Genomic DNA, 23,605 nt, shown 5'->3' on the forward strand with positions numbered 1-23,605 from the left:
GCACACACCGTAGACGCCTGCCCCGACAGGCCGGTATGCCGCGCAGCGCGCCGCCGCCGAGGGCCGGCAGCCGGGCCGGGAGCGCACCGGGGGTCTGCGTCGTTGGGAGTGCATGAGAGCACGCGCACCGGGGACGCGCCGGGCCGCCGGACCGTGGACAGCCACGACCCTGGCGGCCCTGCTGCTGCTCGGACTGGTCGCGGCCTGCGACCCGGCCACGCCCCCGCCGGGGGCCGGGAGCACGACCGGCAGCACCAGCGCCCCGGCCGCACGCCCGGGCCCGCCGGCCGCGAGCGCCTCCTCGGTCACCCAGGAGGCGCTGCCGATCTCGCAGGACCTGCCCACCCCCGCCGCGACCTGCACGAACGCCACGGACGGCTGGGCCGCGGCCGAGGAGCGCCACCCCGGCGTCGGGGACGTCCCGCCGCGCCAGGTGCGTTCGGCCGCCGGACCGGTCGTCGGCTACCTCGACACCGCCACCGCCGTCTGCGGCCAGCGGGTCACCGTGCGCCTGTCCGCCACGCGCGGCCCGATGGACGTGCGGCTGCGCGCGCTGCGCGTGGGCGACTACGGCGGTCGCGGCGCCCGCCTGGTCTGGGAGTCGCCCGTGCTGACCGCCCGCCCCCACCCGGAGGCGGTCCCGACCGGCCCGGACCGGGTCGTCGCCGAGCACTGGCCGGTCAGCACGACGCTCACCGTGGACGCCACCTGGCCGCCCGGGCTCTACCTCGTGGAGGTCCGCCCGGTGGACCCGACCGCCCGCCCGTCCCTCATGCCCCTGGTCGTGCAGACCTCGGGGACCCGCGCGGCATACCTCATGGTCGCCGGAGACCTCACCTGGCACGCCTACAACGAGTACGGCGGGACCAGCCTGTATGCCGGCCCCGGCGCCACCCCCAAGGAGCGCAACGCCACCCGGTCCTTCGTGGCCTCGACCGCCCGGCCGGTGTCCGGCGACGGGCTGACCCAGGTGCTGGCCATGGACGTGCCGCTGGTCCGGTTCCTCGGCCGCCACCACCTGGCCGCCGACGTCACGACGGTCAGCTCGCTCGACGCCGTGCCGGCCCAGGTCGACGGCCGGTCCGCGGTCCTGCTCGGCGGGCACACGGAGTACTGGACCGCCCGCTCCTACGACGCCCTGGTCCGCGCGCGGGACGCCGGCACGAACCTCGCGTCCCTGGGCGCCAACGAGATCTACTGGCAGGCCCGCATCGAGCGGGATCCCCACGGGCTGCCGGTGGGCGTCACGGTCTACCGCCTGGCCACGCTGGACACCCTGGCGCAGAAGGCGCCCACCACGACGACGGTGCAGTGGCGCTCCCGGCTGCTCGGGCGGGACCCCGCGGCCCTGGTGGGCGTCGGCATGTCGGCCGTCGGGGTGCACGGCAGCTACACGGTCCGCACCGCACCTGCCTGGCTGTTCGCCGGCACCTCACTGCGCCCCGGGTCGGTGCTCACGGGCGTCGTCGGCTACGAGGTCGACGCCGTGGAGCCGCCAGGGGGCGACACCCCGGCCAACACCCAGGTGCTGCTCCAGGCCGTCGTGCCGGTCCGGAGCAGGTCCCGGCCGTCGCTGGCCACCGCGGCCTACCACTCGGCCGCCAGCGGGGCCGGGGTCTTCGCGGCCGGCTCGACCTACTGGAGCTGCGACCTCGACGCGACGTGTCCGAACGGGCCGGTCCCGGCGCCCACCGTCGCCGCGCTCGACCGGATCACGACCAACCTGCTCACCGCGTTCGCCGCGCCGCGGGCCGGCGCCCGGCACCCGAGCGTGGCCACGGCCTACCCCGCGCTGGGTCAGGCGAGCGCCGGCGACGACGCCTCCTGACGCCGGCCGAAGCGCAGCCGCCTCAGCCCCGACGTCCCGCAGGCTGAAGCGGGCCGCGCCCCAGGGCCACCGCCGCGCCCACGAGGGCGAGCACGCCGAGCGCCAGCACGGTGACCCGGAAGCCGTGGCTGGAGGCAGCTGCGGTCTCCGCCGACCCGTGCCCGGCGGCCAGCGCCCACGCCGCGGCGGCCACGGCCACCCCGAGGGCGGTGCCCAGGCCCCGGGTCATGTTGAGCAGCCCGCTCACCAGCCCGGCCTGCTCCGGCCGCCCGGACGCGGCCACGGACGCGTTGTTGGCCGGGGTGAACAGCCCCATGCCCAGGCCGACGAGCGCGAGCAGGCCCGCCACGGCATACCGGTGGTGCGCGGCCGGGACGAGCGCGAGGAGGCCGGCCGCGGACAGGACCAGCCCCCCGGTCGTCACCGCGGTGGCGCCGGCGCGCCGCGTGAGCCGGGCGGACACCGGGGCGGCGAGCGCCAGGGCTGCCGGCAGGACCATGAGCAGCAGACCGGCCCGGCCGGCGCTCATCCGCCAGGTCGCCTCGAGGAACAGCGGGGTCACGAAGAGCACCCCGAACAGCACGAGGTAGCCGAGCGCGGCGCTGGCCAGCCCGGAGCGGAAGGCGCGCTCGGCGAACAGCTCGAGGTGGACCAGCGGCGCGTCCTGCCGGCGCTCGACGGCGACGAACGCGGCCAGGCCGGCCAGCCCCAGCCCGCCGAGCACCGCCACCTCGGTCGCCGACGCCCCGCGGGCGAGCGCCGAGCAGGCCAGCAGCAGGGCCGTGGTGGTCGGCAGGAGCAGGGCCAGGCCGGCGACGTCGAACCGGTGCCGGGCCGCCCTGGCCCGGGTGCGGGGCAGCAGGAGCACCGCGGCGACCACGCCGAGCACCCCGGCCGGGAGGTTGACGAGGAACACCCAGCGCCAGCCGGCCACGTCGACCAGCAGCCCGCCGACTGCCGGCCCGAGCGCCAGGCCGAGCGCCTGGGCCGCGCCCTGGACACCGACGGCGCGGGGCAGCGAGCGCGCGGAGACGCTCGTGCGGATGAGGGCGACGCTGTTGGCCTGGAGCATGGCAGCCCCGACCGCCTGCACGACCCGCATCGCGATGAGCACCCCGAGCGAGGAGGCCAGGCCGCAGCCCAGCGAGGCGAGGGTGAACACGACGAAGCCGTAGGTGTAGAGCAGCTTGCGGCCCAGCACGTCCGAGAGGCGCCCGGCCGCGGCGACGAGGCCGATGAGCACGACCAGGTAGGACAGCGAGACCCACTCCAGCTCGCCGACGCCCGCACCGAGCTCGCGCTGCATGCTCGGCAGCGCGACGGTGACGATGCTGGCGTCGAGCTGGCCCATGAAGGCGCCGACGCAGACCGTGGCCACCGCCCACCAGTGCGCCCGTGCAGCGGTCCGCACCCGGTCCGGGCGTGCGGGTTCGACGAGGACGCGACGCCATGGCTGGGCGGTCACGGCTCGGCACGCTCCTCGGACGGTCGGGAACATTGGTTCTGTCTGCGATCTATTCTAGGGCAGAACCACCCGTGGCTAGGATCGGGCCATGGACCCGACCGCGCCCGCCGCCCACAGCGACGCCTGGCGCCTGGCCGACGTCATCGCCCGGCTGCGCCGCACCCTGCGGGCGAGCATCCGCAGCGACTACCCCTGGGAGAAGCTGCCGATGGCCCAGGTCGAGATCCTGCAACGCCTCGAGGACGAGCCCGGGCTGCGCGTCAACGACATCGCCGACCGGCACCGGCTGGCCAAGAACACCGTCAGCCAGCTCGTGCAGCAGCTGGTCTCGGCCGGCCTGGTCGACCGGGTCACCGACGAGCGCGACCGCCGCGCCGTGGTCCTCGCGCTCACCGACGACGGGCGCCGGCACCTCCAGCAGTGGCAGCAGGCCCACGAGCGGCGCTTCGCCCACGCCCTGGACCAGCTCTCCCCCGCCGACCGCCGGGCCGTCCTGGCCGCGTTGCCGGCACTCGGCCGGCTGGTCGACGAGCTCAGCGCAGGAGCTCCACCAGCGCAGTGATCGCACCACCGGCGGCGACGAAGCTGCAGGCGACGGCCACGCGCACGATGTGCCAGAACGGCCGGTACTGCGCGTCGTCGTCACCCAGCTGGTCGAACCGGCGGCGCAGCCGGTAGACCAGCGCCGCCGCCGAGAGGGTGGCCACCGACCCCAGCGCCGCCAGCGGCCAGACCTTCAGCCGCAGGTCGGTGATGACCAGCGGCACCATGATGATCGTCGCGGTGATCGCCGTGCGCTGCCAGGACAGCGCGGTCCGCTCCGGCTGCAGCGCCGCGCGGTCCGGGATCGGGCTCATGACCGCAGCAGCTGGACCAGGCTGAGCACCAGCGTCAGCCCGGCAAGCACGATGACCCCACCAGCAAGGGAGACCAGGGCCCGCGGCGGCGGCAGCGCCTGGTGCGTGCGCAGCGCCCGCTCGATCCGGGCCCAGGCCACCACCGCACGCCAGGCCAGCGCACCGCCGCCGACGCAGGCGGCCGATGCCACCAGCGCCGACCACTTGGGCAAGGTCGCCAGGCTGGAGACGGAGATCAGCGCGACGCCGCCGGCGAGCAAGGCCATGGCCGTGCGCATCCACGCCAGCGCGGTGCGCTCGTTGGACATCGAGAACCGCGGGTCGGGCTCGTCACCGACGCCGTAGACGCTGCGGGGCCAGCGGCGGTCCATCACCCGCCCCAGCCGGTAAGCCGCGCCCACGCCTCGGCGCGTGGCCACACCTGCGTGAACCACGGCTCCTTGCTCCCGGCGTAGTCCGTCGTGGTGGCAGCCGAGCCGGCCAGCTCCCGCTTGACGCGCGCGTAGTCCTCGCGGGCGCCGGCGTCGGCGCGGAGCCAGTCGCGGAAGAGCAGCGCGTAGCGCCAGCCGGGCGAGCCGACCTCGCGCACGTGCACGTGGGCGACACGGCCCGGGTCGGCACTGCCGTGGAACCGCTTGCGCCACAAGGCGATGCCGGGCTCGTCCGGCTTCGGCTCGTCGTGGGTGTTGCCCTTGACCCGCGGGAAGCCCATGCGCTGCAGGGCCGCCACGAACTCCGGGTCGTCGGCGTCCTCGAGCCGGCGCACCGACACCTGCAGGTCGATGACGTCCTTGGCCACCAGGCCGGGCACACTGGTCGAGCCGATGTGGTCGACGGAGACCGCCCGCTCCCCCAGCGCCAGGGCGATCCGCTCGACCAGCCGAGCGGCCTGGACCGGCCACGAGGGGTCGGGGCCGACCAGCGTCGGGACCTCGGGCCCGCGGCTGCGCCGGCCGCGGACCAGGTTGTCGTTGAACGGGACCAGCCGCTCCCGCCACAGCGCATCGACCGCCGCCCGGACCTGCTCGACGGTCCCGTCGTTGGGCAGCAGCACGTCGGCGGCGGCGCGGCGCTGCTCGTCGGTCGCCTGCGCGGCGATGCGCGCCTTGGCGTCGGCCTCGCTGAGGCCGCGCAGGCTGGTGAGGCGCGCGATACGGGTCGACTCGTCGGTGTCCACGATGAGCACGAGGTGGTAACCGGGGCCCATGTGCTTCTCGACCAGGAGGGGCACGTCGTGGACGACCACGGCCTCCGGCGGCGCCGCGGCGACGAGCTCTCCGGCGCGGGCGGCGATGCGCGGGTGGGTGATCCGCTCGAGGTCGCGCCGGCCGGCATCGTCGGCGAACACGATGGCCCCCAGCGCGGCCCGGTCCAGCGACCCGTCCGCCGCCAGCACCTGCGTCCCGAACCTCTCGACCACCGCGGCCAGGCCTTCCGAGCCCGGTGCCACGACCTCACGGGCCAGCAGGTCGCTGTCGACGACGAGGGCCCCGAGCTCCCGCAGCCGGTCGGCGACCGTCGACTTGCCCGACCCGATCCCGCCGGAGAGGCCCACGCGCAGCATGGCGCCGACCCTACCGCCGGGGCGCGCCTCAGTCGTCGGCCAGCCGGGCGGGGAAGCCCCCCGTCGCCACCGGGCCCCAGCGGTGCGGGGTGATCCGCAGCAGGCTCTTGCCCTGGCGGTGCATCGCGGCGCGGTAGTCGTCCCAGTCCGGGTGCTCGCCGGCGATGGCGCGGTAGTAGTCGACGAGGGGCTCCAGCGACTCGGGCATGTCGAGCACCTCGACCTGGCCGTCGACCTGGACCCAGGGGCCACCGAAGTCGTCCGACAGCACCATCACGCTGGCCCGCGCGTCCCGCCGCGCGTTCGCGGTCTTGGCGCGCTCGGGGTAGGTCGAGATGACGATGCGGCCCTGCGCGTCCACCCCGCCCGTGACCGGCGAGAGCTGCGGCTCACCGTCGTGGCGGCGGGTGACCAGCACCATCTGGTGCCGCGGCCGGATGAACTCCAGCAGCCCGTCGAGGTCCACCCTCGTGTTCGTCGCGATGGTGCGTGGCATGTCAGGACCCTTCCTGGTCTCGGCGGGGTGGCGCGGTGCTGGCCCGCACCACGAGCTCGGTGGGCAGGACGTGGTGCCGGGCCCGGCGACGGACCTCCGACCGGGGCGCGGCGAGCGCGCCCGTCAGCTCGGCGGCGGCGACCTTGCCCTTGGCGGCGAAGTCCTGGCGGACGGTGGTCAGCGCGGGCCGCATCCGGGCCGCCATCGGGCTGTCGTCGAAGCCGACCACCGACAGGTCCTCGGGCACGCGCAGCCCGGCGTCCTCGGCGGCGTGCACGACGGCTGCGGCCACGACGTCGGAGAAGCACAGGATCGCGGTCGGCCGTTCGGGCAGCGCCAGCAGCAGCCGCGCGCCGGCGAGGTAGTCGTCGTGACCGGAGTCGGGGACCTTGACCACCGGCGGCTCGATGCCTGCGGCGCGCAGGGCCTCCAGCCACCCCAGCAGCCGCTGCCGCACCGGGTGGGCCAGCGGCGAGGCCAGCGGGTCGGGGTCAAGGCCGAACGAGCCGCCCACCGCCGCGCTGACGATCCCGATGCGGCGGTGGCCGAGGTTGACCAGGTGCTGGGCCGCGGCCCGGGCGCCGCCGCGGTCGTCGACGTTGACGCTGGGCACGCCGGGGGCCTGCACCTGGTCGACGAAGACCAGGGGCAGGCCGCGCTTGCGCAGCCACTCCACGGCGGGCGTGGTCGGGTCGCAGGAGTAGACCAGCGCGCCGTCCATGGCCACGTCACGAGCGGGGACCCGACCGCTGGTCTCGGAGGAGGTCAGCAGGGTGAGGGCGAGCCCGGTCGGCGCCAGCTCGGAGGCGATGGCCCCGAGGAAGGCCATCGCGACCTCGTCGGCGAAGGCGTACTGCAGCGCGTCGGTGAGCAGGACGCCCACCGCACCGGTGCTCCCCCGGGCCAGCGCCCGGGCGCTGGGGTCCGGGCCGACGTAGCCGAGCTCGCGGGCCGTCTCGAGGATGCGCTCCCGCAACGAGGCGGAGAGCTGGTCGGGACGGGAGAAGGCGTTGGAGACCGTCATCCGGCTCACACCGACCTGGTCGGCGATGGTCTGCAGGGTCACCTTGGCCACGCCTCACCTTCTCACGGGCGTGACGGACGGGTACGGCGCGTCAGCAGGGGGCGCCGTAGGCCGGCGCGACGCGGTCCGCGGCGCGGTGCAGGACCGAGGCCAGGCCGGTGCGGGAGCGCTCGAGGCGGTGACGGCGTGTCGGTGCCGGCTGCGCGGCGACGACGGGCGCGTCGGGACGGGCGCTGAGGACCTCGCGCTCGGCGACGGCCCGGACGTGGAAGGCGGCGATGGGTGCAGTGCTCACGGTGGTGCCAATCGGTGCTGGGAGGGTTGGCTTCTGTACCGATACAGTAATCCCGGCTTCTGTACCGGTCAAGTCCCTGATGCCAGCGTTTCTCGAGGCGCCACCCGCGACTGCCGGGCTGCTCGGCCTGCTGGCCGCCGGGCGAGGCCGGGCGACGCCGGATGGGGCCGGGTGGGAACGCACGAGGGCCCGGACCGCAGTGCGGTCCGGGCCCTCGTCGCAGCGATGCTCAGGTGAGCGTCACGGCATACCTGCTCAGTTGCCCGTGAGCTTCTCGCGCAGGGCGGCCAGGGCCTCGTCGGAGGCCAGGGTGCCCTCGCCGGCCGAGGGGGCCGACTCGGTGGAGGTGCTGGAGGACGAGCCACCCGAGGAGTAGGTGGTCGGCACGTCGGCGTTGGCGGCAGCCTCCGCGTCGGCCTTGGCAGCGGCCTCGACCTGCTGCTTGTGGGCCTCCCAGCGGGCGTGCGCCTCGGCGTACTGCTTCTCCCACTTCTCGCGAGCCTCCTCGTGGCCCTCGAGCCACTCGTTGGTCTCGGGGTCGAAGCCCTCGGGGTACTTGTAGTTGCCCTGCTCGTCGTACTCGGCGGCCATGCCGTAGAGCGTCGGGTCGAACTCGTCGATCTGCGCGCCGGCCTCGTTGGCCTGCTTGAGCGAGAGCGAGATGCGGCGACGCTCGAGGTCGATGTCGATGACCTTGACGAAGATGTCGTCGCCGACCTGCACGACCTGCTCCGGGACCTCCACGTGGCGCTCGGCCAGCTCGGAGATGTGGACCAGGCCCTCGATGCCGTCGTCCACGCGGACGAACGCACCGAACGGCACCAGCTTGGTGACCTTGCCCGGCACGACCTGGCCGATGGCGTGGGTGCGGGCGAAGTGCTGCCACGGGTCCTCCTGCGTCGCCTTCAGCGACAGGGAGACACGCTCGCGGTCCATGTCCACGTCGAGCACCTCGACGGTGACCTCCTGGCCCACCTCGACGACCTCGGACGGGTGGTCGATGTGCTTCCAGGACAGCTCGGAGACGTGCACCAGGCCGTCGACGCCACCGAGGTCGACGAAAGCACCGAAGTTGACGATGCTGCTGACGACGCCGGAGCGGACCTGACCCTTCTGGAGCTCCTTGAGGAACGTGGTGCGCACCTCGGACTGGGTCTGCTCGAGCCACGCACGGCGGGACAGGACCACGTTGTTGCGGTTCTTGTCCAGCTCGATGATCTTGGCCTCGATCTCCTTGCCCACGTAGGGCTGGAGGTCGCGGACACGACGCATCTCGACGAGGGACGCCGGCAGGAAGCCGCGCAGGCCGATGTCGAGGATGAGGCCACCCTTGACGACCTCGATGACGGTGCCGGTGACGACGCCGTCCTCCTCCTTGACCTTCTCGATCGTGCCCCAGGCGCGCTCGTACTGCGCACGCTTCTTGGACAGGATCAGGCGGCCTTCCTTGTCCTCCTTCTGGAGGACCAGGGCCTCGACCTCATCGCCCACGGAAACGACCTCGGCCGGGTCGACGTCGTGCTTGATGGAGAGCTCGCGGGAGGGGATGACACCCTCGGTCTTGTAGCCGATGTCGAGCAGGACCTCGTCCCGGTCGACCTTGACGATGACACCCTCGACGATGTCGCCGTCGTTGAAGTGCTTGATCGTCGCGTCGATGGCGGCGAGCAGCTCCTCCTCAGACCCGATGTCGTTGATCGCGATCTGCGGGGTGGCCTTCTCAGCCGTGGTGGCAGTCATGTAGTGGGAACTCCGATGGTGGACAGATATCGATGGGAATGCACGTCCGGCCGCCGTGACGTGACCGGACGCACACAGATGTGCTCGTCCACCTTACCGATGCCGTCTCGCACAGGTCAAAGCAGGGCAGGATAGCGCCGTGACCGATGATCTCGAGGCGTTTGAGCAGGTCGGCCGGCGTGCCGCGGACCAGGAGGAGACGGTCCGGGCCAACCGGTCGTGGTGGGACGGCGAGGCGGTCGGGTACTACGCCGAGCACGGCGCGTTCCTCGGCGACACCGACTTCGTCTGGGGCCCCGAGGGCGTGCGCGAGGAGGAGCTGCACCTGCTCGGCGACGTCCGCGGGAAGCGGGTCCTGGAGATCGGCGCCGGGGCCGCCCAGTGCTCCCGGTACCTCGCGGGGCAGGGGGCTCAGGTCGTGGCCAGCGACCTGTCCGGCGGCATGCTGCGCCAGGGCCGGGCGATCGACGCGACGGCGGTGTCGGAGCAGGGTGCGCCGGAGCAGGGGGCACCGGAGCAGGGGGCACCGGCACCCCGGACGCCCGTGCCGCTGGTGCAGTGCGACGCGGCGGCGCTCCCCTTCGGTGACGCGGCGTTCGACACCGTGTTCACGGCATACGGCGTCGTGCCGTTCGTCGCGGACTCGGCGCTGGTGATGCGCGAGTGCGCCCGCGTGCTGCGCCCCGGTGGGCGCCTCGTGTTCTCGACCACGCACCCGATCCGCTGGGCGTTCGCCGACGACCCCGGTCCGGAGGGGCTCGTGGCCCGGCTGCCGTACTTCGACCGCACCCCCTACGTCGAGGCGGACGCCTCCGGCCGGGCGACGTATGTCGAGCACCACCGCACCCTCGGGGACCGCGTGCGCGAGCTGACCGCCGCCGGGCTACGCCTGGTCGACCTCGTCGAGCCGGAGTGGCCCGAGACCAACGGCCAGGAGTGGGGCGGCTGGAGCCCGTTGCGGGGCGCGCTCATCCCCGGCACCGCGATCTTCGTGGCCGAGAAGCCCTGACCCGGGCGGCTGCGCCGAAACGCCCCGACCGTCGGCCCGGTGCTGCCACACTCCTGACGTGGCAGCAGGGCAGCCGCTCAAGCCTTCACCGGGGTCGCGCAGCCGGTCCGCCTTCCTGTGGGCGGGCGGCTTCGGCACGCTGGGCGCGCTGGTCCTCGGCGGGGTGGTCCTGCTCAACTGGGCCGCGGCGACGTTGGGCCTGTTCCTCGTGCAGGTTGCCCTGCCGGACAGCGGCGCCAGCCTGGACAACGCCGGGCTCCTGACCGCCGCGGTCTGCGCGATCGCCGCATGCCTCGCCGTGGCGCTCGGCGGCGGGTGGCGGCTCTCCCCCGAGGACGCCCTGCTCCCCCCGGCACTCACCGGCGCCCTGTGGGGTCTGACGGGGACCGCTGCGGGGTACGTCGTGCTCTGGCTGGTGCTCGGCTACAACCCGCTCGGGTAGCCGCGGCGCAACGAGCCGCCTTGGGTTTCCGTTCGTCCGCGGACGTGGCGCCTCAGGCAGGCAGGCGCGGTGCGTCGGGCACCAGGTCGGGTGCCGCGACACGGCGGACGCGGTGTCGACCGCGCAGTGGGGCGGCCTGCACCCGCAACAGCCGGGGCACGGCCGCCAGCACGGCGAGCGGCCCGTACCCACCGAGCACCGGGCAGGCCAGGATGAGCGCGGGCGCCAGCAGCCAGGCCCGGCCGCTGCGCGCGGCATACAGGCAGACCCCGAGGGCCACGAGCAGGCGCAGCGTGGCGCTGCCCCCGTGCCCCCCGGCGGTCCGGGCCAGGAACTGCACCCAGTCCAGCCAGGCGTGCGGCGCCAGCGCCACCGAGACCAGGACGACCGCCGCGGTGGCCGCGGCGGCCTGCAGCAGGGCGCGCCACTCGCGCCGGGCGACGAACCAGACGCCGACCACGCCGGGGGCGACCTTGGTCAGCAGCGGCAGCGCCAGGGCGCCCGGCGCGCGGCGCAGGCTGAGCACGAGGGCGGCGGCGAAGAAGACGTAGACGTTGCCGAGGAGCAGCTCGGCCACGAGGAACGGCGCCAGGGTCAGGCCGCGCCGCCAGCCCAGCGGCGCCAGCAGCCAGCCGAGGACGGCGACCTGGCCTGCGGCCCACACCACCTCGAATACCCGCCAGGGCAGCTGGCCGAGCGGCCACAGCAGCTGGGCGAAGGCCGGGGAGTACAGGTAGGCGTCGCGGTAGGCCGGCGGCCGGGTGTACCAGGACTGCGGGTCGCGGGCCGCCAGCCAGTAGGCGTGCGAGTCGGCCCCGAGCATGCCGCCGTGGACGTGGACCCACACCTGCATGACGAGGAACAGCGCGGCACCGGGGACCAAGGCCACCCAGAACGCGCGCCGCAGCGTCTCCAGCCGTTCCGAGCCCATGCCGCTCCCCCCGTTCGTGCACCTGTCGCGCCCACGGTCGCAGGTCGCGCCGGTGGCCCACATCGTCCTTTCGGTCAGGGTGCGGCCGGCCTGAGCAACCGGCACCGACGCCGAAGGGGTGGCCGGGAGCTCCCGACCACCCCTCCCCCACGCGTCACGCGTGGAGCTGCGCCCGTCAGAGCCAGCGGCGACGCAGCACGGTCAGGCCGGCGCCGAGGCCGAACACCGCCATGGCACCAAGGCCGCGGCCGACGTTGCGGCTGCCCTCGCCGCTCATGCCGGCCAGCTCCAGGCTGTATGCCGTGGCGCCGGCCGCGCCGGCCGGTGCGCCGTAGGCCATGCCCTCGGCCTTGGCGCGCTGGGCGCCGGCCTCGATGAGGGCGTACTTCAGGCCGTAGTCCGCGGCCGTGCCCTTGCCGGCGTCGACCAGCTTGGTCGTGCCCTCGGCGGACAGGCGGCTCGCGCCGTCCTCCAGTGCCGGGGCCTTGCCCGCGGCGGTGTCGAGGCCGGCGGCCAGCTCACCGCTGCCTGCGGCGGCGTCGCCGAGTCCGGAGGAGAGCTGGTCGGCGCCGCTCTTGAGCTGCCCCGCGCCGTCGTCCAGCTGACCGGCACCGCTCTTGAGCTGCCCCAGACCGGAGTCCAGAGCCTTCGCGCCGCCCGCGACCTGGCTCGCGCCATCGGCGGCCTGGCCGAGCGCTGCACCCAGCTGGTCGGCGATGGACGCCACCAGGGTGTCGACGCCTGCGCTCACCAACCCGGCGGCGTCGGCGACCCCGCAGGCGTCCGCGGCCTGGGGGTTGGTCTGCGCCGGGTTGCAGCCCACGTTCGACAGACCCTTCTTGATGGCGTCGATACCGTTGAGCGCGTCGCCGCTCAGACCGCCCGAGATGATCCCGAGCTTGGTCATGGCGGTACGAGTCTGGACCTTGATCCCGCCGTCTGAGAGGCCGGGCAGCGGGGTGCCTGCATCCGCCTTGAGACCGAAGACCACGTTCGCAGCCGCGTAGCACGGCCCGGCAGGTGCATCGAAGAACGCGCCGGGAATCGGCGGGAGCCCGTTGCTGTCCAAGGCAGGACAGGTCGGGTTGGTTGCATGCACGTACGAGTAGGCACCCTGCGCCGCCACGATCAGCGAGTCGATTGACCCGCCCGCCTTGGATGCCTTGTCCAAGCCGTCTGCAATCAGGTCGATCCCATCAGCCGCGCCGCACACGGTTGTACCGGATGTGGCCAGGGGGTCACATCCCGTCTTCCCGTCCTTCGGCACGAGGGGGTTGCCCAGCGGGCTGCGGATGCCGGCGCGGAGCAGGTTGAGGCCGCCGAGAAGCGTGCTCCTGGTCATATCCGTCGGAGAGCCGATCCCCGCCTTCATGCTGGCGAGGGCACCCTTGAGCCGCTGGAAGTTCGGGTCCTTAGCCAGGCTGACCGGCAGGGCGTCGACGCCTGCCGTGATCTGGTCGATGCCGTCGGACAGCGCCGCCGCTCCGCTGGCGAGCTGGGTGGAGCCGGCCTTGGCGTCGCCGGCACCCGAGGCGACCTTGCCGGTGCCGGACTTCAGCGCACCCGCCCCGTCGGCCAGCTTGGCCGCTCCGGGAGCCGCCTTGCCCGACAGGCCGGCGTTGAGGTCCTTCGCGCCGTCGCGCAGCTTGATCAGCCCGGCCAGCAGCTGGGCCGCACCGTCACGCAGCTTGAGCACGTTGCTGTCGATCTGCGTCGCGCCGGAGGTCAGCTCCAGGCCCGTGTCCGCGCCGCCCTTGTAGCTGGCCGCACCACCCCTGAACGACGGGCTGTCCAGCGGCGAGACCGGCAGCGCCGAGACGGTCGCGGCGGGGACGACCCCGTCGGTGACCTTCGCGGCATACCCGAACTCCGCGCGGGGCGAACCGATCGGGCCGAACAGGGTCATCGTGAAGGTCATCTTCGTGCCACCGTGGCCGTCCCCGGCGATGGCCGCCTCGTCGGAGCGGACGTCGGTGAACGTCGACGGCAGGACCGTCGTCAGCGAGCCGACCATCGGGATGACGACCTTCTCGGTCCGGGTGACCTTGGTGCCGGTGCCGTCGTCGAACGACACCTCCTGATCCCGCCCGGTGATGTTCTCGACCACGTAGTGCACCTGCAGCAGGCCGGAGCGGCCGACGACGTCGCCGGGCTCGACCTTCTTGCCGTCGAGGGTGTAGGTCGCGGTGACCTTCAGCGGTAGCTCCTTGGTGAAGTCCGAGACCGCGCGCAGGCGGCGCTCACCGTCGACGGAGACGTTCGCCACCAGGTTGGCGCCCTTGACGTCGAAGCCGCCGAAGCCGTCGAGGTTGCGCAGGTTCTTCGTCGACACGGGGTCGGAGACGGTGACCGTGCCGTGGCCCTGCAGGGCCAGCTGCTCGTAGACGCGGGCGTCGCGGACGTGGCCGGAGGCGTCGAGGTGCGCCTGCACGGTCTCGGTGTTGCTCACCGACACGTTGTCCGCCGCCAGGGCGGGGCCACCGGCCAGGACGATGACCGCGGGGGCGACGACGAACGCCGCGCCGATCCGGGCCGGGCTCAGCACGTTCTTCACTGGGGCTCCCCTGCAAGGACGGAGTCGAGGGTGGTGGTGGGGCTGTCCTGCTCGAGGTCCCAGCCGGCGTCGGCGGCCGGCTCGCGCCGCTCGTGCCGGCCGGCTGCGAAGGACTCGGCGAACGCGCTGGTGGCCAGGAACCCCAGGGCGGCAGCGAACAGGATCGTCGTGGCCGCGGTCGGCGACTCGTCGAGGAACTGGGACGGGGCGTTGGTGTAGGTCGACTCGTACGCGCCGACGATCGCGGCGGCGCCGACGAGGGCGCTCCACACCGGGACCCGGCCGGCGCTGACCGCGCAGGCCAGCGCGACGGCCAGGATCACCAGGAACGCCGCGACGGCCCGTCCGCCGGCGGTGTCGGGCAGCACGGCCGCGCGCAGGGCGAAGCCGACCCAGGCCAGGACGAAGCCGGTCGCGAAGCCGGCGAGACGGCCCCAGGCCGGCTGGTGCGGCACCAGGCCGACCACGCCACCGAGGGCGGCGCCGAGCAGGGCGACGTGCTGCAGGTCGTCGCCGAAGGACCCGCCGAGCAGGACGATCACGGCCGCGGCCACGGCCAGGAGCGCGCCCGAGAGCAGGGCTTTACGCATGGTCACCTCACGGAAATGGGCTGCTGGCGGCACGGCTCGGCCACCTCTGGCAGCAGGGAGTTACCGGACGGTAACGGCAGGTTGACGTGTCCCGCAGGCGAATCTGTGAAGTTCTTTTGTTGCCCCTGCCGGCCTGTGCGCGGGACGAGTTGACGGCGGCCGGGCGCCCGGGCGCGCCGCCCTGTGCCGCCCTCGAGGGCCGCCCCGGACCGGGACGACCCTCGAGGGCGTCAGACCTGCCAGCTGGGCGCTGTCAGTGCCCGGCGTCCTGCCAGGTGCGGCCCACGCCGACGCTCACCTCGAGCGGCACGCTGAGGTCGACGGCAGCGCCCATCTCCTTGCGCACCAACGCTTCCACGGCCTCGCGCTCCCCCGGCGCGATCTCGAGCACGAGCTCGTCGTGGACCTGGAGCAACGTGCGCGACGCCGCCCCGGACTCGCGCAGCGCCGCGTCGACGCGCAGCATGGCGAGCTTGATGATGTCGGCCGCCGACCCCTGGATCGGCGCGTTGAGCGCCATCCGCTCGGCGCCCTCGCGGCGCTGGCGGTTGTCGGACGTCAGGTCGGGCAGGTAGCGGCGGCGCCCGAGCATCGTCTCGGTGTAGCCGGTGCGGCGGGCCTCCTCGACGACGTCACGCAGGTAGTCGCGCACCCCGCCGAACCGCGCGAAGTACTCGTCCATCAGGCCCTTGGCCTCGTCGGTGCCGATCGCGAGCTGCTTGGACAGCCCGAACGCGGACAGGCCGTAGGCCAGGCCGTAGGACATCGCCTTGACCTTGGCCCGCATCTCGGCGGTGACGTCCTCGGGCGCCACGGCGAACACCCGCGAGCCGACGAACCGGTGCAGGTCCTCGCCGGTGCGGAAGGCCTCGATCAGGCCCTCGTCACCGGACAGGTGGGCCATGATCCGCATCTCGATCTGGCTGTAGTCGGCGGACATCAGCGACTCGTAGCCCTCGCCGACCACGAACACCGACCGGATCCGGCGGCCCTCCTCGGTGCGGATCGGGATGTTCTGCAGGTTGGGGTCGGTCGAGGACAGCCGGCCGGTCGCCGCGATGGTCTGCTGGTAGGTCGTGTGGATCCGGCCGTCGTCGGCGACCGACTTGATCAGCCCCTCGACGGTGACCCGCAGCCGGGTGGAGTCGCGGTGGCGCAGCAACGCCTCGAGGAACGGGTGCTCGGTCTTGGCGTAGAGGTCCGTCAGCGCGTCGGCGTCGGTGGTGTAGCCGGTCTTGGTGCGCTTGGTCTTGGGCATGCCGAGCTGGTCGAACAGCACCACCTGCAGCTGCTTGGGCGAGCCGAGGTTGATCTGCTGCCCGCCGATCGCGTCGTAGGCGTCGTCCTGCGCCTCGCGCACCTTGGCGGCGAAGTCGGCCTCGAGGGCCGTGAGGGCGTCGACGTCGGCGGCGATGCCGACCCGCTCCATGCGCGCGAGCACGTCGACCAGCGGCAGCTCGATCTGCTCGATGAGGGAGGCGCCCCCCGTGGCCTGCAGCTGGGTGTCCAGGGCCGCCGCCAGGTCGAGCACCGCCCGGGCGCGGACCATGGCCTCGTCGGCCTCGGCCGCGCCGTCGGCGGCGAAGTCGAGCAGCCCCTGCCCGCCGGTCTCGGCCTCGGCCCGCAGCTCCCGGTTGAGGTTGCGCAGCACGAGGTCGGCCAGGTCGTAGGACCGCTGGTCGGGGCGCACGAGGTAGGCCGCGAGCGCGGTGTCGCTGGTGATCCCGGCCAGGGTCAGCCCGCGGGCGGCGAGCGCCTGGAGCGGGCCCTTGGCGTCGTGCAGCGCCTTGGGCCGGCCCGGGTCGGCCAGCCAGGCGGCGAGCGCCTGCTCGGCCGCCTCGTCGAGCGTGGCCAGGTCGAGGTATGCCGCGTGGTCGCCGGCCGTGGCGATGGCCAGGGCCTCCACGTCGCCGGTGCCGCGGGCCCAGCGCCCGACGACGTGCACGCCGACCCGGGCGCCCGGCCCGGCGTGCTCCTCCAGCCAGCCCGGGACCTCGGCGGGTGCCAGCACGACGCCGTCGACCTCGAAGCCGGAGTCGGCCTCCTCCTCGACGGACTCCAGCGTGGCGAACAGCCGGTCACGCAGGACCCGGAACTCCAGGCCGTCGAAGACCTGGTGCACCTTCTCGCGGTCCCACGGCCTGCGGGCCAGGTCGTCGACCGTCAGCCCCAGGTCGAGGTCGCCGACGAGCTGGTTGAGCCGGCGGTTGCGCAGCACGCCGTCGAGGTGCTCGCGCAGCGACTCCCCCGCCTTGCCCTTGATCTCGTCGACGTGGGCGACGACACCGGTCAGGTCGCCGTAGAGGCCGATCCACTTGGCCGCGGTCTTGGGGCCGACCCCGGGCACGCCGGGCAGGTTGTCGGAGGACTCCCCCACCAGCGCCGCGAGGTCGCTGTAGCGCTCGGGCGGCACGCCGTACTTGGCCTCGACGGCGGCCGGGGTCATGCGGGCCAGGTCGGAGACGCCCTTGACGGGGTAGAGCACGGTGACGTCGTCACGCACCAGCTGCAGCGCGTCGCGGTCACCGGAGCAGATGAGCACCTCCATGCCCTCGGCGCGCGCCTGCGCGGTGAGCGTGGCGATGACGTCGTCGGCCTCGAAGCCCTCGACCTCGACGTAGGGGATGTGGAGCGCGTCGAGCACCTCGTGCAGCAGCGACACCTGCCCCTTGAACTCCGACGGCGTCGCCGAGCGGCCCGCCTTGTACTCGGCGTACTCCTCCGTGCGGAAGGTCTGCCGGGACACGTCGAAGGCGACCGCGACGTGCGTGGGCTGCTCGTCGCGCAGCACGTTGATCAGCATCGACGTGAAGCCGTAGACCGCGTTGGTGCTCTGGCCCGTCGAGGTCGAGAAGTTCTCGACGGGCAGGGCGAAGAAGGCGCGGTAGGCCAGCGAGTGACCGTCGAGGAGCAGGAGTCGGTTCACGCATGGCAGCCTATTGCCACCGACGGACACACAGACGGGCAGGCACACCACCATGGACCACGCAGCACCGCAGGACCGCGTCGTCGCCGGGCTCAACGCGATGAACGCCGGCACGCTCGGCGAGCGGATGGAGATCGAGTTCCTCGAGGCCTCCCCCGAGCGCGTCGTGGCGCGCATGCCGGTCAAGGGCAACACCCAGCCCTACGGCCTGCTCCACGGCGGCGCCAGCGTCGTGCTCGCCGAGACGGTCGGCTCGATCGGCGCCGCGCTGCACGCCGGGCAGGACCGCATCGCCGTCGGGCTGGACATCAACGCCACCCACCACCGGGCTGCCCGCGACGGCTACGTCACCGGCACCGCGACCGCCCTCTCGCTGGGCAACACCCTGGCGTCCTACGACGTGACCATCACCGACGAGGACGGCCGGCGGGTCTGCACCTCGCGGATCACCTGCCTGATCCGCCCCAAGGCGCCCGGCGCCTGAGGCGTCCCCTCCCCCAGCAGGTATGCCGAGGGGGTCCGTCCCGGTCGGGACGGACCCCCTCGTCGTGGGTGCGGTGGCGTGCCCGCCCGGTCAGCCGACGAGCTGGCGGTCGCCCATCCGGCCGGTGCGGGCGCGCAGGGAGCGGCGGCGCTGCTGGAGCACGAGCTCGAGGCCGCCGCGGTGCTCCTCGCCCTGCAGCTTGCGACGCAGCCCGGCCGTCGTGGTGACCCGCTTGACGACGTAGGAGGAGAAGCCGAGGCGGGCGAAGAAGCGGTTGGCGTCGCGGCCCTGGGAGGGCACGCAGGTGGCGATCTGGTCGGCACCGAACCGCTCGGCATACGTCGCCGCGGCGGTGAGCAGGGCCTTGGCCGCACCCTGGCGGCGGGCGGTCTCGGCGACGTAGAGCTGGTCGATGCAGACGCAGGGGGTGTCGGTCAGCCCGGAGAGCGGGCTGTGGGTCAGGACCATGTAGCCGACCGCCTGGCCGTCGTGGAAGGCCAGGTAGGCACGGACGTCCTCGCGGGCCAGCGCCGCGGCCACGCGGCCCTCGCTGGCCGCCCGGGTCGCCGACTCCAGGCTGCCCCCGGCCTCCACCCGCGCCGCCAGCCACAGCTGGGTGAACAGCTCGTTCTGGGAGGGTGACACCGGACGCACGCTGACCTGGGGACGCGACACAGATCCTCCATCGTTGCTGAAACACGTTGCGGCAGTGGGTCCCCCAACCCGAAGGCCCGGACGGATGCCTTCCGGGCCGAGGCAGACTCTAGAGCCAAGAGTCCCACCGGGAGAAGAGCTGGCGGAGAAATCTCCCGCCTGGCCTAGGGTTGGCCGCGTGAGTGGCGCCTTCCCCGGTCTCGGCACGGTCATCAACGTGGTCGCGGTCCTGCTCGGCGCCGGCCTGGGCATGGCCGTGGGGCACCGGCTGCCCGACCGCACCCGCTCGGTGGTCACCGACGTCCTCGGCCTGACCACCCTGCTCATGGCCGGCCTGTCGGCGGTCAGCGTGACCGACCGGGCGTTCACCTCCGCCGTGCCGACCGGGGCCCCGGTGCTCATCGTGCTCGGCAGCCTGCTGCATGGCGGCATCGCCGGTTCCCTGCTGCGGATCGAGGAGCGCCTCGAGGGGCTCGCGGGCGCGATCCAGGCCCGGCTGGCCCGCCGCCCCCGGCTGCTGGGGCTCCAGGAGGCCGGGCAGGGCCAGGAGGCCCGGGAGCGCTTCATCGAGGGCTGGCTCGGCGCCTCCCTGCTGTTCTGCGTCGGCCCGCTGACCATCCTGGGCTCGCTGTCCGACGGCCTCGGCCGCGGCATCGAGCAGCTCGCCCTCAAGTCGGTGCTCGACGGGTTCGCCGCGATGGCGTTCGCCTCGTCCTTCGGCGTGGGCGTGCTGCTGTCCGCGGCCTCGGTGGCCGTCGTCCAGGGCACGCTGACGCTGCTGGGGGTGCTGCTCGGCTCGGTGCTGCCCGACGCGCACATCGCCGCGCTGACCGCGACCGGCGGGCTCATGCTCGTCGGGATCGCGTTGCGGCTGCTGCGCATCCGGGAGGTCCCGGTCGGCGACCTGCTGCCCGCGCTGGTGGTCGCTCCCCTGCTCACCCAGCTGGTCATCGTCCTCAGCTGAGGGGACCGCGGCGGTATGCCGGGTGGCGACCACCCGGCATACCTTCACGTGCCGCGCAGCGGCTAGATGTCACCACCGAGGTAGGCGGCCTTGACCGCGTCGTCGGCCGCGAGCGCGGAGCCGGTGCCCTCGCGCACGATCTCGCCCGTCTCCAGGATGTACGCCCGGTTGGCGCGCTTGAGCGCCTGCGCGGCGTTCTGCTCGACCAGCAGGACCGTGGTGCCCTGGTTGTTGATCTCGGTGACGATGTCGAAGATCTGCGCGATCAGCTTGGGCGCCAGGCCCATCGACGGCTCGTCCAGCAGCAGCAGCCGCGGGCGGGCCATGAGCGCGCGGCCCATGGCCAGCATCTGCTGCTCACCGCCAGACATCGTGCCGGCGGTCTGGTTCATCCGCTCCTGGAGGCGGGGGAACAGCGAGAACACCCGGTCGCGGTCCTCGGCCACGGCCTTGGTCTTGCGGTCCTTGCGGGCGTAGGCGCCCATGTCGAGGTTCTCGTTGACCGTCATGCCCGGGAAGCAGCCCCGCCCCTCCGGGCTCTGGGAGATGCCCAGCACGGGGCGCTGGTGCGGCGGCATGTGGGTGATGTCCTGGCCGTCGAAGCGGATCGTCCCGGCCCGCACCGGGCGCAGGCCGGAGACGGTCTTCATCGTCGTCGTCTTGCCGGCACCGTTGGCCCCGATCAGCGTGACGACCTCACCCTCCTCGACGGTGAAGGTGATGTCGCGGATCGCCTCGATGCGCCCGTAGTTGACGCACAGGCCGTTGACCTCAAGAAGCATTCTCGTCGACTCCCAGGTAGGCGGCGATGACGGCGGGGTTGTCGCGGATCTCGGCGGGCAGCCCCTCGGCGATCTTGCGGCCGAACTCCAGGACCACGATCCGGTCGGTCACGCCCATGACCAGCCGCATGTCGTGCTCGATGAGCAGCACGGTGTAGCCCTGGTCGCGGATGGTGCGGATCAGCTCCATCAGCCGGGCCTTCTCCGCCGGGTTGAAGCCGGCCGCGGGCTCGTCCAGGCACAGCAGCGTGGGGTTGGTGGCCAGCGCCCGGGCGATCTCCAGCCGGCGCTGGTCGCCGTAGGACAGGTTGCGGGCGAGCTCGTTGGCCCGCTTGCTCAGGCCCATGAACTTGAGCAGCTCGCGGGCGCGCTCGTAGCCCTCCTTCTCCTCCCGGCGGTGCTTGGGCAGGCGCAGGATGGCCGACCCGACCCCGGTGGTGTGGTGGGCGTCGGCGCCGACCAGGACGTTCTCCAGCGCGGTCATGGTGCTGAAGAGCCGGATGTTCTGGAAGGTGCGCGCGATGCCGAGCCGGGTGATCTCGTGCCTCTTGCGGCGGCCGAGCGGCTCCCCCTGGAAGCGGACCCCGCCCGAGGTCGGCTGGTAGACGCCGGTCATGACGTTGAAGCAGGTCGTCTTGCCTGCACCGTTGGGGCCGATGAGGCCGAGGATCTCGCCCTCGTTGATGTGGAACGAGACCTCGTTGAGCGCCACGACGCCGCCGAAGCGCAGCGTCACGTCGTCGACCTCCAGCAGCCGGCGCGCGGACGCGCCGGCGCCGGCTGCGGGGCCGGTCGACTCGACCTGGGTCTCGGTCGCGGGAGTGGTCTCAGGCATGTGCGGTCCCCTCCTCCAGGGCATCGATCTCCTCTTCGGACTCGATCGCCCGGACGGCCCTGCGTGGCGGCAGCAGACCCTGCGGCCGGAAGATCGCCAGGGCCATCAGGGCCAGGCCGAAGAGCAGGTAGCGCTCCTCGGACAGGAACCGGAACTTCTCGGGCAGCCACGTCAGCAGGAAGGCCGCCGAGATGACCCCCCACCGGTTGCCCGCGCCGCCGACGACGACCATGGCCACGAACAGCACCGAGTAGAGGATGGTGAAGTTGTCGGGGTTGAGGAACCCCTGGCGAGCCGCGAACAGCGACCCGGACAGGCCGCCGATGCAGGCGCCGATCGCGAAGGCGAGCAGCTTGAACCGGAACGTCGGCACGCCCATGAGCTCGGCGGCGTCCTCGTCCTCCCGGGTGGCCTCCCAGGCCCGGCCGACGCGCGAGTTCTGCATCAGACGGTCGATGAAGATCACGATGATGACGATGGTCAGCGCCAGCCAGTAGTACGGCGTGGCGTCGCGCACGCCGAACTCCAGGAAGGTCGAGGTCGTCGACAGGTCGACCACCGGGGTGCCGCTGGACCAGTCCAGGTGCGGGATGTCGAACAGCGCGAAGCTCTGCGGCGAGGGGATGTTGCTGATGCCCTGCGCACCGCCGAGCCACTCGGAGTTGAGCAGCACCAGGCGGATGATCTCGCCGAAGCCGAGGGTCACGATGGCCAGGTAGTCACCACGGACCCGCAGCGTCGGGGCACCGAGCAGGATGCCGGAGAACATCGCCACGATGATCGCCAGCGGCACGCACAGCGCCCAGGACAGCTTGCCGTGCTGGGAGCCGAAGACCGCGACGGTGAAGGCGCCGATGGCGAAGAAGCCGACGTAGCCGAGGTCGAGCAGGCCTGCGTAGCCGATGACCACGTTGAGGCCGAGGGCGACCAGGGCATAGACCGAACAGCTGAACAGGACGCTCGCGAAGTCGGAGTCGGTGGTCGTGATGAACGGCGGGTTGATGATCGGCAGCAGGTAGACCAGCAGCGCCGCGATGACGAGCAGGACGATCTTGACCGGCTTGGGCAGGCCGGCGACCCGCGCGCGGAACCCGTGGAAGAAGTCGGTGACGGCACTCATGCGCGGGCCTTTCCGAGCGACTCGCCCAACAGGCCGGTCGGGCGGAACAACAGGATGACGATGAGGAGCAGGAAGGCCACGACGTCCTTCCACTGGGTGCCGACCAGCGCCGAGCCGTAGTTCTCGGCGACGCCGAGGATGAGGCCGCCGAGCAGGGCGCCCCGGACGTTGCCGATGCCGCCGAGGACCGCCGCGGTGAACGCCTTGACGCCGAGGATGAAGCCGGCGTTGTAGCGGGTGACACCGATCTTGAGCAGGTAGAGCATCGCGGCGCCACCGGCCATGATCCCGCCGACGAGGAAGGTGATCCGGATGACCCGGTCCCGGTTGACACCCATCAGCGCCGCCGACTCCGGGTCCTGCGCCACGGCCCGGATGCCCCGGCCGAGGCGGGTGCGACTGACGAACTGGTCGAGCACCACCATCATCACCAGCGCGGAGACGAAGACGATGATGTCGATGTTCTTCACGCCGTAGTCGCCGAGCTGGAAGACGACGTGGCTGTCCACGAGGCTCGGCAGGACGGCGTTCTCCCGCGGTCGCCCGACGTAGTCGGCCAGGGTGTTCTGCAGACCGAACCACGCGGCGACCTTGTCGCGCAGGCCCATGAGCTCGGAGAGCACGAAGGATGCGCCGATGGCGGAGATGAGGGCGACCAGGGGCGGCGCGTTGCGCTTGCGCAGCGGCCGGTAGGCGACGTACTCCAGCAGCATGGCGACCACGGCGGACACGATCATGGCCGCCGCGAAGCCGATGATGAGGTAGGCGAAGACCCCCGCACCACTTGCCCGACCCGCCCCGAGCGCGGTGAGCACCCAGACTGCGCCGAAGGTGCCGTACATGAACACCTCGGAGTGGGCGAAGTTGATCAGCCGCAGCACGCCGTAGACCAACGTGTAGCCCAGGGCCACGAGCGAGTAGACCGCGCCGATCGCCAGGCCCGTGATCGTCAGCTCGAAGAAGTGGTGAATCAGGAGGTCCATGCAGGTCCCGTCTCGATGGCGGTGTCGGACAGCGTCAGCATCGGCGTTGGGGGGACTCTAGG

23 protein-coding genes are annotated in these 23,605 nt (G+C 72.9%); 6 read left to right on the plus strand and 17 right to left on the minus strand.

Going from position 1 to position 23,605, the window contains the following annotated elements:
* Positions 1-112: 112 nt before the first annotated feature.
* Positions 113-1,828 (plus strand): N,N-dimethylformamidase beta subunit family domain-containing protein, encoded by a 1,716-nt coding sequence (locus tag FB474_RS10200; RefSeq protein ID WP_141788539.1) that lies wholly within the window; start codon positions 113-115, stop codon positions 1,826-1,828.
* Positions 1,829-1,850: 22 nt separating this feature from the next.
* On the opposite strand, the gene FB474_RS10205 is transcribed toward FB474_RS10200, so the two are convergent.
* Positions 1,851-3,293 (minus strand): MFS transporter, encoded by a 1,443-nt coding sequence (locus tag FB474_RS10205; protein ID WP_221632504.1) that lies wholly within the window; start codon positions 3,291-3,293, stop codon positions 1,851-1,853.
* Between the two features lie 88 nt (positions 3,294-3,381).
* Between FB474_RS10205 and FB474_RS10210 the strand changes: the two genes are divergently transcribed.
* Entirely contained in the window at positions 3,382-3,855 is a 474-nt protein-coding gene (locus tag FB474_RS10210; RefSeq protein ID WP_141788540.1) for a MarR family winged helix-turn-helix transcriptional regulator, read from the plus strand.
* On the opposite strand, the gene FB474_RS10215 is transcribed toward FB474_RS10210, so the two are convergent.
* From FB474_RS10215 to rpsA, 7 genes are all read right to left on the minus strand, one after another.
* Positions 3,827-4,150: a DUF202 domain-containing protein gene (locus FB474_RS10215; RefSeq protein WP_141788541.1), complete on the minus strand. Its 324-nt coding sequence runs from the start codon at positions 4,148-4,150 to the stop codon at positions 3,827-3,829. The two genes, FB474_RS10210 and FB474_RS10215, sit on opposite strands and share 29 nt — an antisense overlap.
* Positions 4,147-4,551 carry a YidH family protein gene (locus FB474_RS10220; protein WP_246092127.1) on the minus strand — a complete coding sequence of 135 codons (405 nt, stop codon included), beginning with the start codon at positions 4,549-4,551 and terminating at the stop codon, positions 4,147-4,149. The genes FB474_RS10215 and FB474_RS10220 overlap by 4 nt, the downstream gene beginning before the upstream one ends.
* Positions 4,521-5,714: a dephospho-CoA kinase gene (coaE, locus tag FB474_RS10225; protein ID WP_141788542.1), complete on the minus strand. Its 1,194-nt coding sequence runs from the start codon at positions 5,712-5,714 to the stop codon at positions 4,521-4,523. The genes FB474_RS10220 and coaE overlap by 31 nt, the downstream gene beginning before the upstream one ends.
* Before the next feature lie 28 nt (positions 5,715-5,742).
* Positions 5,743-6,210, minus strand: a complete 468-nt coding sequence (locus tag FB474_RS10230) for a PPOX class F420-dependent oxidoreductase (protein WP_141788543.1) — start codon at positions 6,208-6,210, stop codon at positions 5,743-5,745.
* Between the two features lies 1 nt (position 6,211).
* A complete protein-coding gene (locus tag FB474_RS10235; protein WP_141788544.1) occupies positions 6,212-7,285 on the minus strand; it encodes a LacI family DNA-binding transcriptional regulator in 1,074 nt (357 codons plus the stop codon).
* Between the two features lie 40 nt (positions 7,286-7,325).
* Positions 7,326-7,529: a hypothetical protein gene (locus FB474_RS10240; RefSeq protein WP_221632505.1), complete on the minus strand. Its 204-nt coding sequence runs from the start codon at positions 7,527-7,529 to the stop codon at positions 7,326-7,328.
* 255 nt (positions 7,530-7,784) lie between these two features.
* Positions 7,785-9,269 (minus strand): 30S ribosomal protein S1, encoded by a 1,485-nt coding sequence (rpsA, locus tag FB474_RS10245; protein WP_141788545.1) that lies wholly within the window; start codon positions 9,267-9,269, stop codon positions 7,785-7,787.
* Between the two features lie 139 nt (positions 9,270-9,408).
* On the opposite strand from rpsA, the gene FB474_RS10250 reads away from it, so the two are divergent.
* Entirely contained in the window at positions 9,409-10,278 is an 870-nt protein-coding gene (locus FB474_RS10250; RefSeq protein WP_141788546.1) for a class I SAM-dependent methyltransferase, read from the plus strand.
* A 58-nt stretch (positions 10,279-10,336) separates the two neighbouring features.
* Positions 10,337-10,720, plus strand: a complete 384-nt coding sequence (locus tag FB474_RS10255; RefSeq protein WP_141788547.1) for a hypothetical protein — start codon at positions 10,337-10,339, stop codon at positions 10,718-10,720.
* Positions 10,721-10,772: 52 nt separating this feature from the next.
* On the opposite strand, the gene FB474_RS10260 is transcribed toward FB474_RS10255, so the two are convergent.
* The 4 genes from FB474_RS10260 to polA form a co-directional block, all read right to left on the minus strand.
* Entirely contained in the window at positions 10,773-11,651 is an 879-nt protein-coding gene (locus FB474_RS10260) for a glycosyltransferase 87 family protein (protein ID WP_185746113.1), read from the minus strand.
* A 175-nt stretch (positions 11,652-11,826) separates the two neighbouring features.
* Complete coding sequence (locus FB474_RS10265; RefSeq protein WP_246092128.1) at positions 11,827-14,205, minus strand: hypothetical protein; 2,379 nt, start codon at positions 14,203-14,205, stop codon at positions 11,827-11,829.
* Complete coding sequence (locus FB474_RS10270) at positions 14,202-14,795, minus strand: hypothetical protein (RefSeq protein ID WP_141788549.1); 594 nt, start codon at positions 14,793-14,795, stop codon at positions 14,202-14,204. The genes FB474_RS10265 and FB474_RS10270 overlap by 4 nt, the downstream gene beginning before the upstream one ends.
* A gap of 253 nt (positions 14,796-15,048) precedes the next feature.
* On the minus strand, positions 15,049-17,721 hold the full coding sequence (gene polA / locus FB474_RS10275; protein ID WP_141788550.1) for a DNA polymerase I: 2,673 nt from the start codon (positions 17,719-17,721) through the stop codon (positions 15,049-15,051).
* Between the two features lie 52 nt (positions 17,722-17,773).
* Here polA and FB474_RS10280 point away from each other — a divergent pair, with 52 nt between their 5' ends.
* A complete protein-coding gene (locus FB474_RS10280; RefSeq protein WP_141788551.1) occupies positions 17,774-18,205 on the plus strand; it encodes a PaaI family thioesterase in 432 nt (143 codons plus the stop codon).
* Between the two features lie 90 nt (positions 18,206-18,295).
* On the opposite strand, the gene FB474_RS10285 is transcribed toward FB474_RS10280, so the two are convergent.
* Complete coding sequence (locus tag FB474_RS10285; protein ID WP_246092129.1) at positions 18,296-18,850, minus strand: GNAT family N-acetyltransferase; 555 nt, start codon at positions 18,848-18,850, stop codon at positions 18,296-18,298.
* A gap of 187 nt (positions 18,851-19,037) precedes the next feature.
* On the opposite strand from FB474_RS10285, the gene FB474_RS10290 reads away from it, so the two are divergent.
* Positions 19,038-19,823: a DUF554 domain-containing protein gene (locus FB474_RS10290; RefSeq protein WP_185746243.1), complete on the plus strand. Its 786-nt coding sequence runs from the start codon at positions 19,038-19,040 to the stop codon at positions 19,821-19,823.
* A gap of 62 nt (positions 19,824-19,885) precedes the next feature.
* Here the strand turns inward: FB474_RS10290 and FB474_RS10295 are convergent, their stop codons facing one another.
* The 4 genes from FB474_RS10295 to FB474_RS10310 are packed head-to-tail and all read right to left on the minus strand — an operon-like array spanning position 19,886 to position 23,543.
* Entirely contained in the window at positions 19,886-20,605 is a 720-nt protein-coding gene (locus FB474_RS10295) for an ABC transporter ATP-binding protein (RefSeq protein ID WP_141788554.1), read from the minus strand.
* The gene (locus FB474_RS10300; RefSeq protein WP_141788555.1) at positions 20,595-21,440 is read right to left on the minus strand and encodes an ABC transporter ATP-binding protein; all 846 of its coding nucleotides are present in this window, start codon (positions 21,438-21,440) and stop codon (positions 20,595-20,597) included. Before FB474_RS10300 ends, FB474_RS10295 begins: the two co-directional genes overlap by 11 nt.
* Complete coding sequence (locus FB474_RS10305) at positions 21,433-22,560, minus strand: branched-chain amino acid ABC transporter permease (RefSeq protein WP_141788556.1); 1,128 nt, start codon at positions 22,558-22,560, stop codon at positions 21,433-21,435. The genes FB474_RS10300 and FB474_RS10305 overlap by 8 nt, the downstream gene beginning before the upstream one ends.
* Entirely contained in the window at positions 22,557-23,543 is a 987-nt protein-coding gene (locus tag FB474_RS10310) for a branched-chain amino acid ABC transporter permease (protein WP_141788557.1), read from the minus strand. Before FB474_RS10310 ends, FB474_RS10305 begins: the two co-directional genes overlap by 4 nt.
* Positions 23,544-23,605 lie beyond the last annotated feature (62 nt).

Origin of the sequence: Oryzihumus leptocrescens, from assembly GCF_006716205.1 — a bacterium.
GTDB lineage: Bacteria > Actinomycetota > Actinomycetes > Actinomycetales > Dermatophilaceae > Oryzihumus > Oryzihumus leptocrescens.

Coding starts and splice junctions, on each gene's coding strand:
- FB474_RS10200 (WP_141788539.1), top strand. CDS start 113: ATGAGAGCACGCGCACCGGGGACGCGCCGGGCCGCCGGACCGTGGACA.
- FB474_RS10210 (WP_141788540.1), top strand. CDS start 3,382: ATGGACCCGACCGCGCCCGCCGCCCACAGCGACGCCTGGCGCCTGGCC.
- FB474_RS10215 (WP_141788541.1), bottom strand. CDS start 4,150: ATGAGCCCGATCCCGGACCGCGCGGCGCTGCAGCCGGAGCGGACCGCG.
- coaE (WP_141788542.1), bottom strand. CDS start 5,714: ATGCTGCGCGTGGGCCTCTCCGGCGGGATCGGGTCGGGCAAGTCGACG.
- FB474_RS10230 (WP_141788543.1), bottom strand. CDS start 6,210: ATGCCACGCACCATCGCGACGAACACGAGGGTGGACCTCGACGGGCTG.
- rpsA (WP_141788545.1), bottom strand. CDS start 9,269: ATGACTGCCACCACGGCTGAGAAGGCCACCCCGCAGATCGCGATCAAC.
- FB474_RS10260 (WP_185746113.1), bottom strand. CDS start 11,651: ATGGGCTCGGAACGGCTGGAGACGCTGCGGCGCGCGTTCTGGGTGGCC.
- FB474_RS10270 (WP_141788549.1), bottom strand. CDS start 14,795: ATGCGTAAAGCCCTGCTCTCGGGCGCGCTCCTGGCCGTGGCCGCGGCC.
- FB474_RS10280 (WP_141788551.1), top strand. CDS start 17,774: ATGGACCACGCAGCACCGCAGGACCGCGTCGTCGCCGGGCTCAACGCG.
- FB474_RS10295 (WP_141788554.1), bottom strand. CDS start 20,605: ATGCTTCTTGAGGTCAACGGCCTGTGCGTCAACTACGGGCGCATCGAG.
- FB474_RS10300 (WP_141788555.1), bottom strand. CDS start 21,440: ATGCCTGAGACCACTCCCGCGACCGAGACCCAGGTCGAGTCGACCGGC.
- FB474_RS10305 (WP_141788556.1), bottom strand. CDS start 22,560: ATGAGTGCCGTCACCGACTTCTTCCACGGGTTCCGCGCGCGGGTCGCC.
- FB474_RS10310 (WP_141788557.1), bottom strand. CDS start 23,543: ATGGACCTCCTGATTCACCACTTCTTCGAGCTGACGATCACGGGCCTG.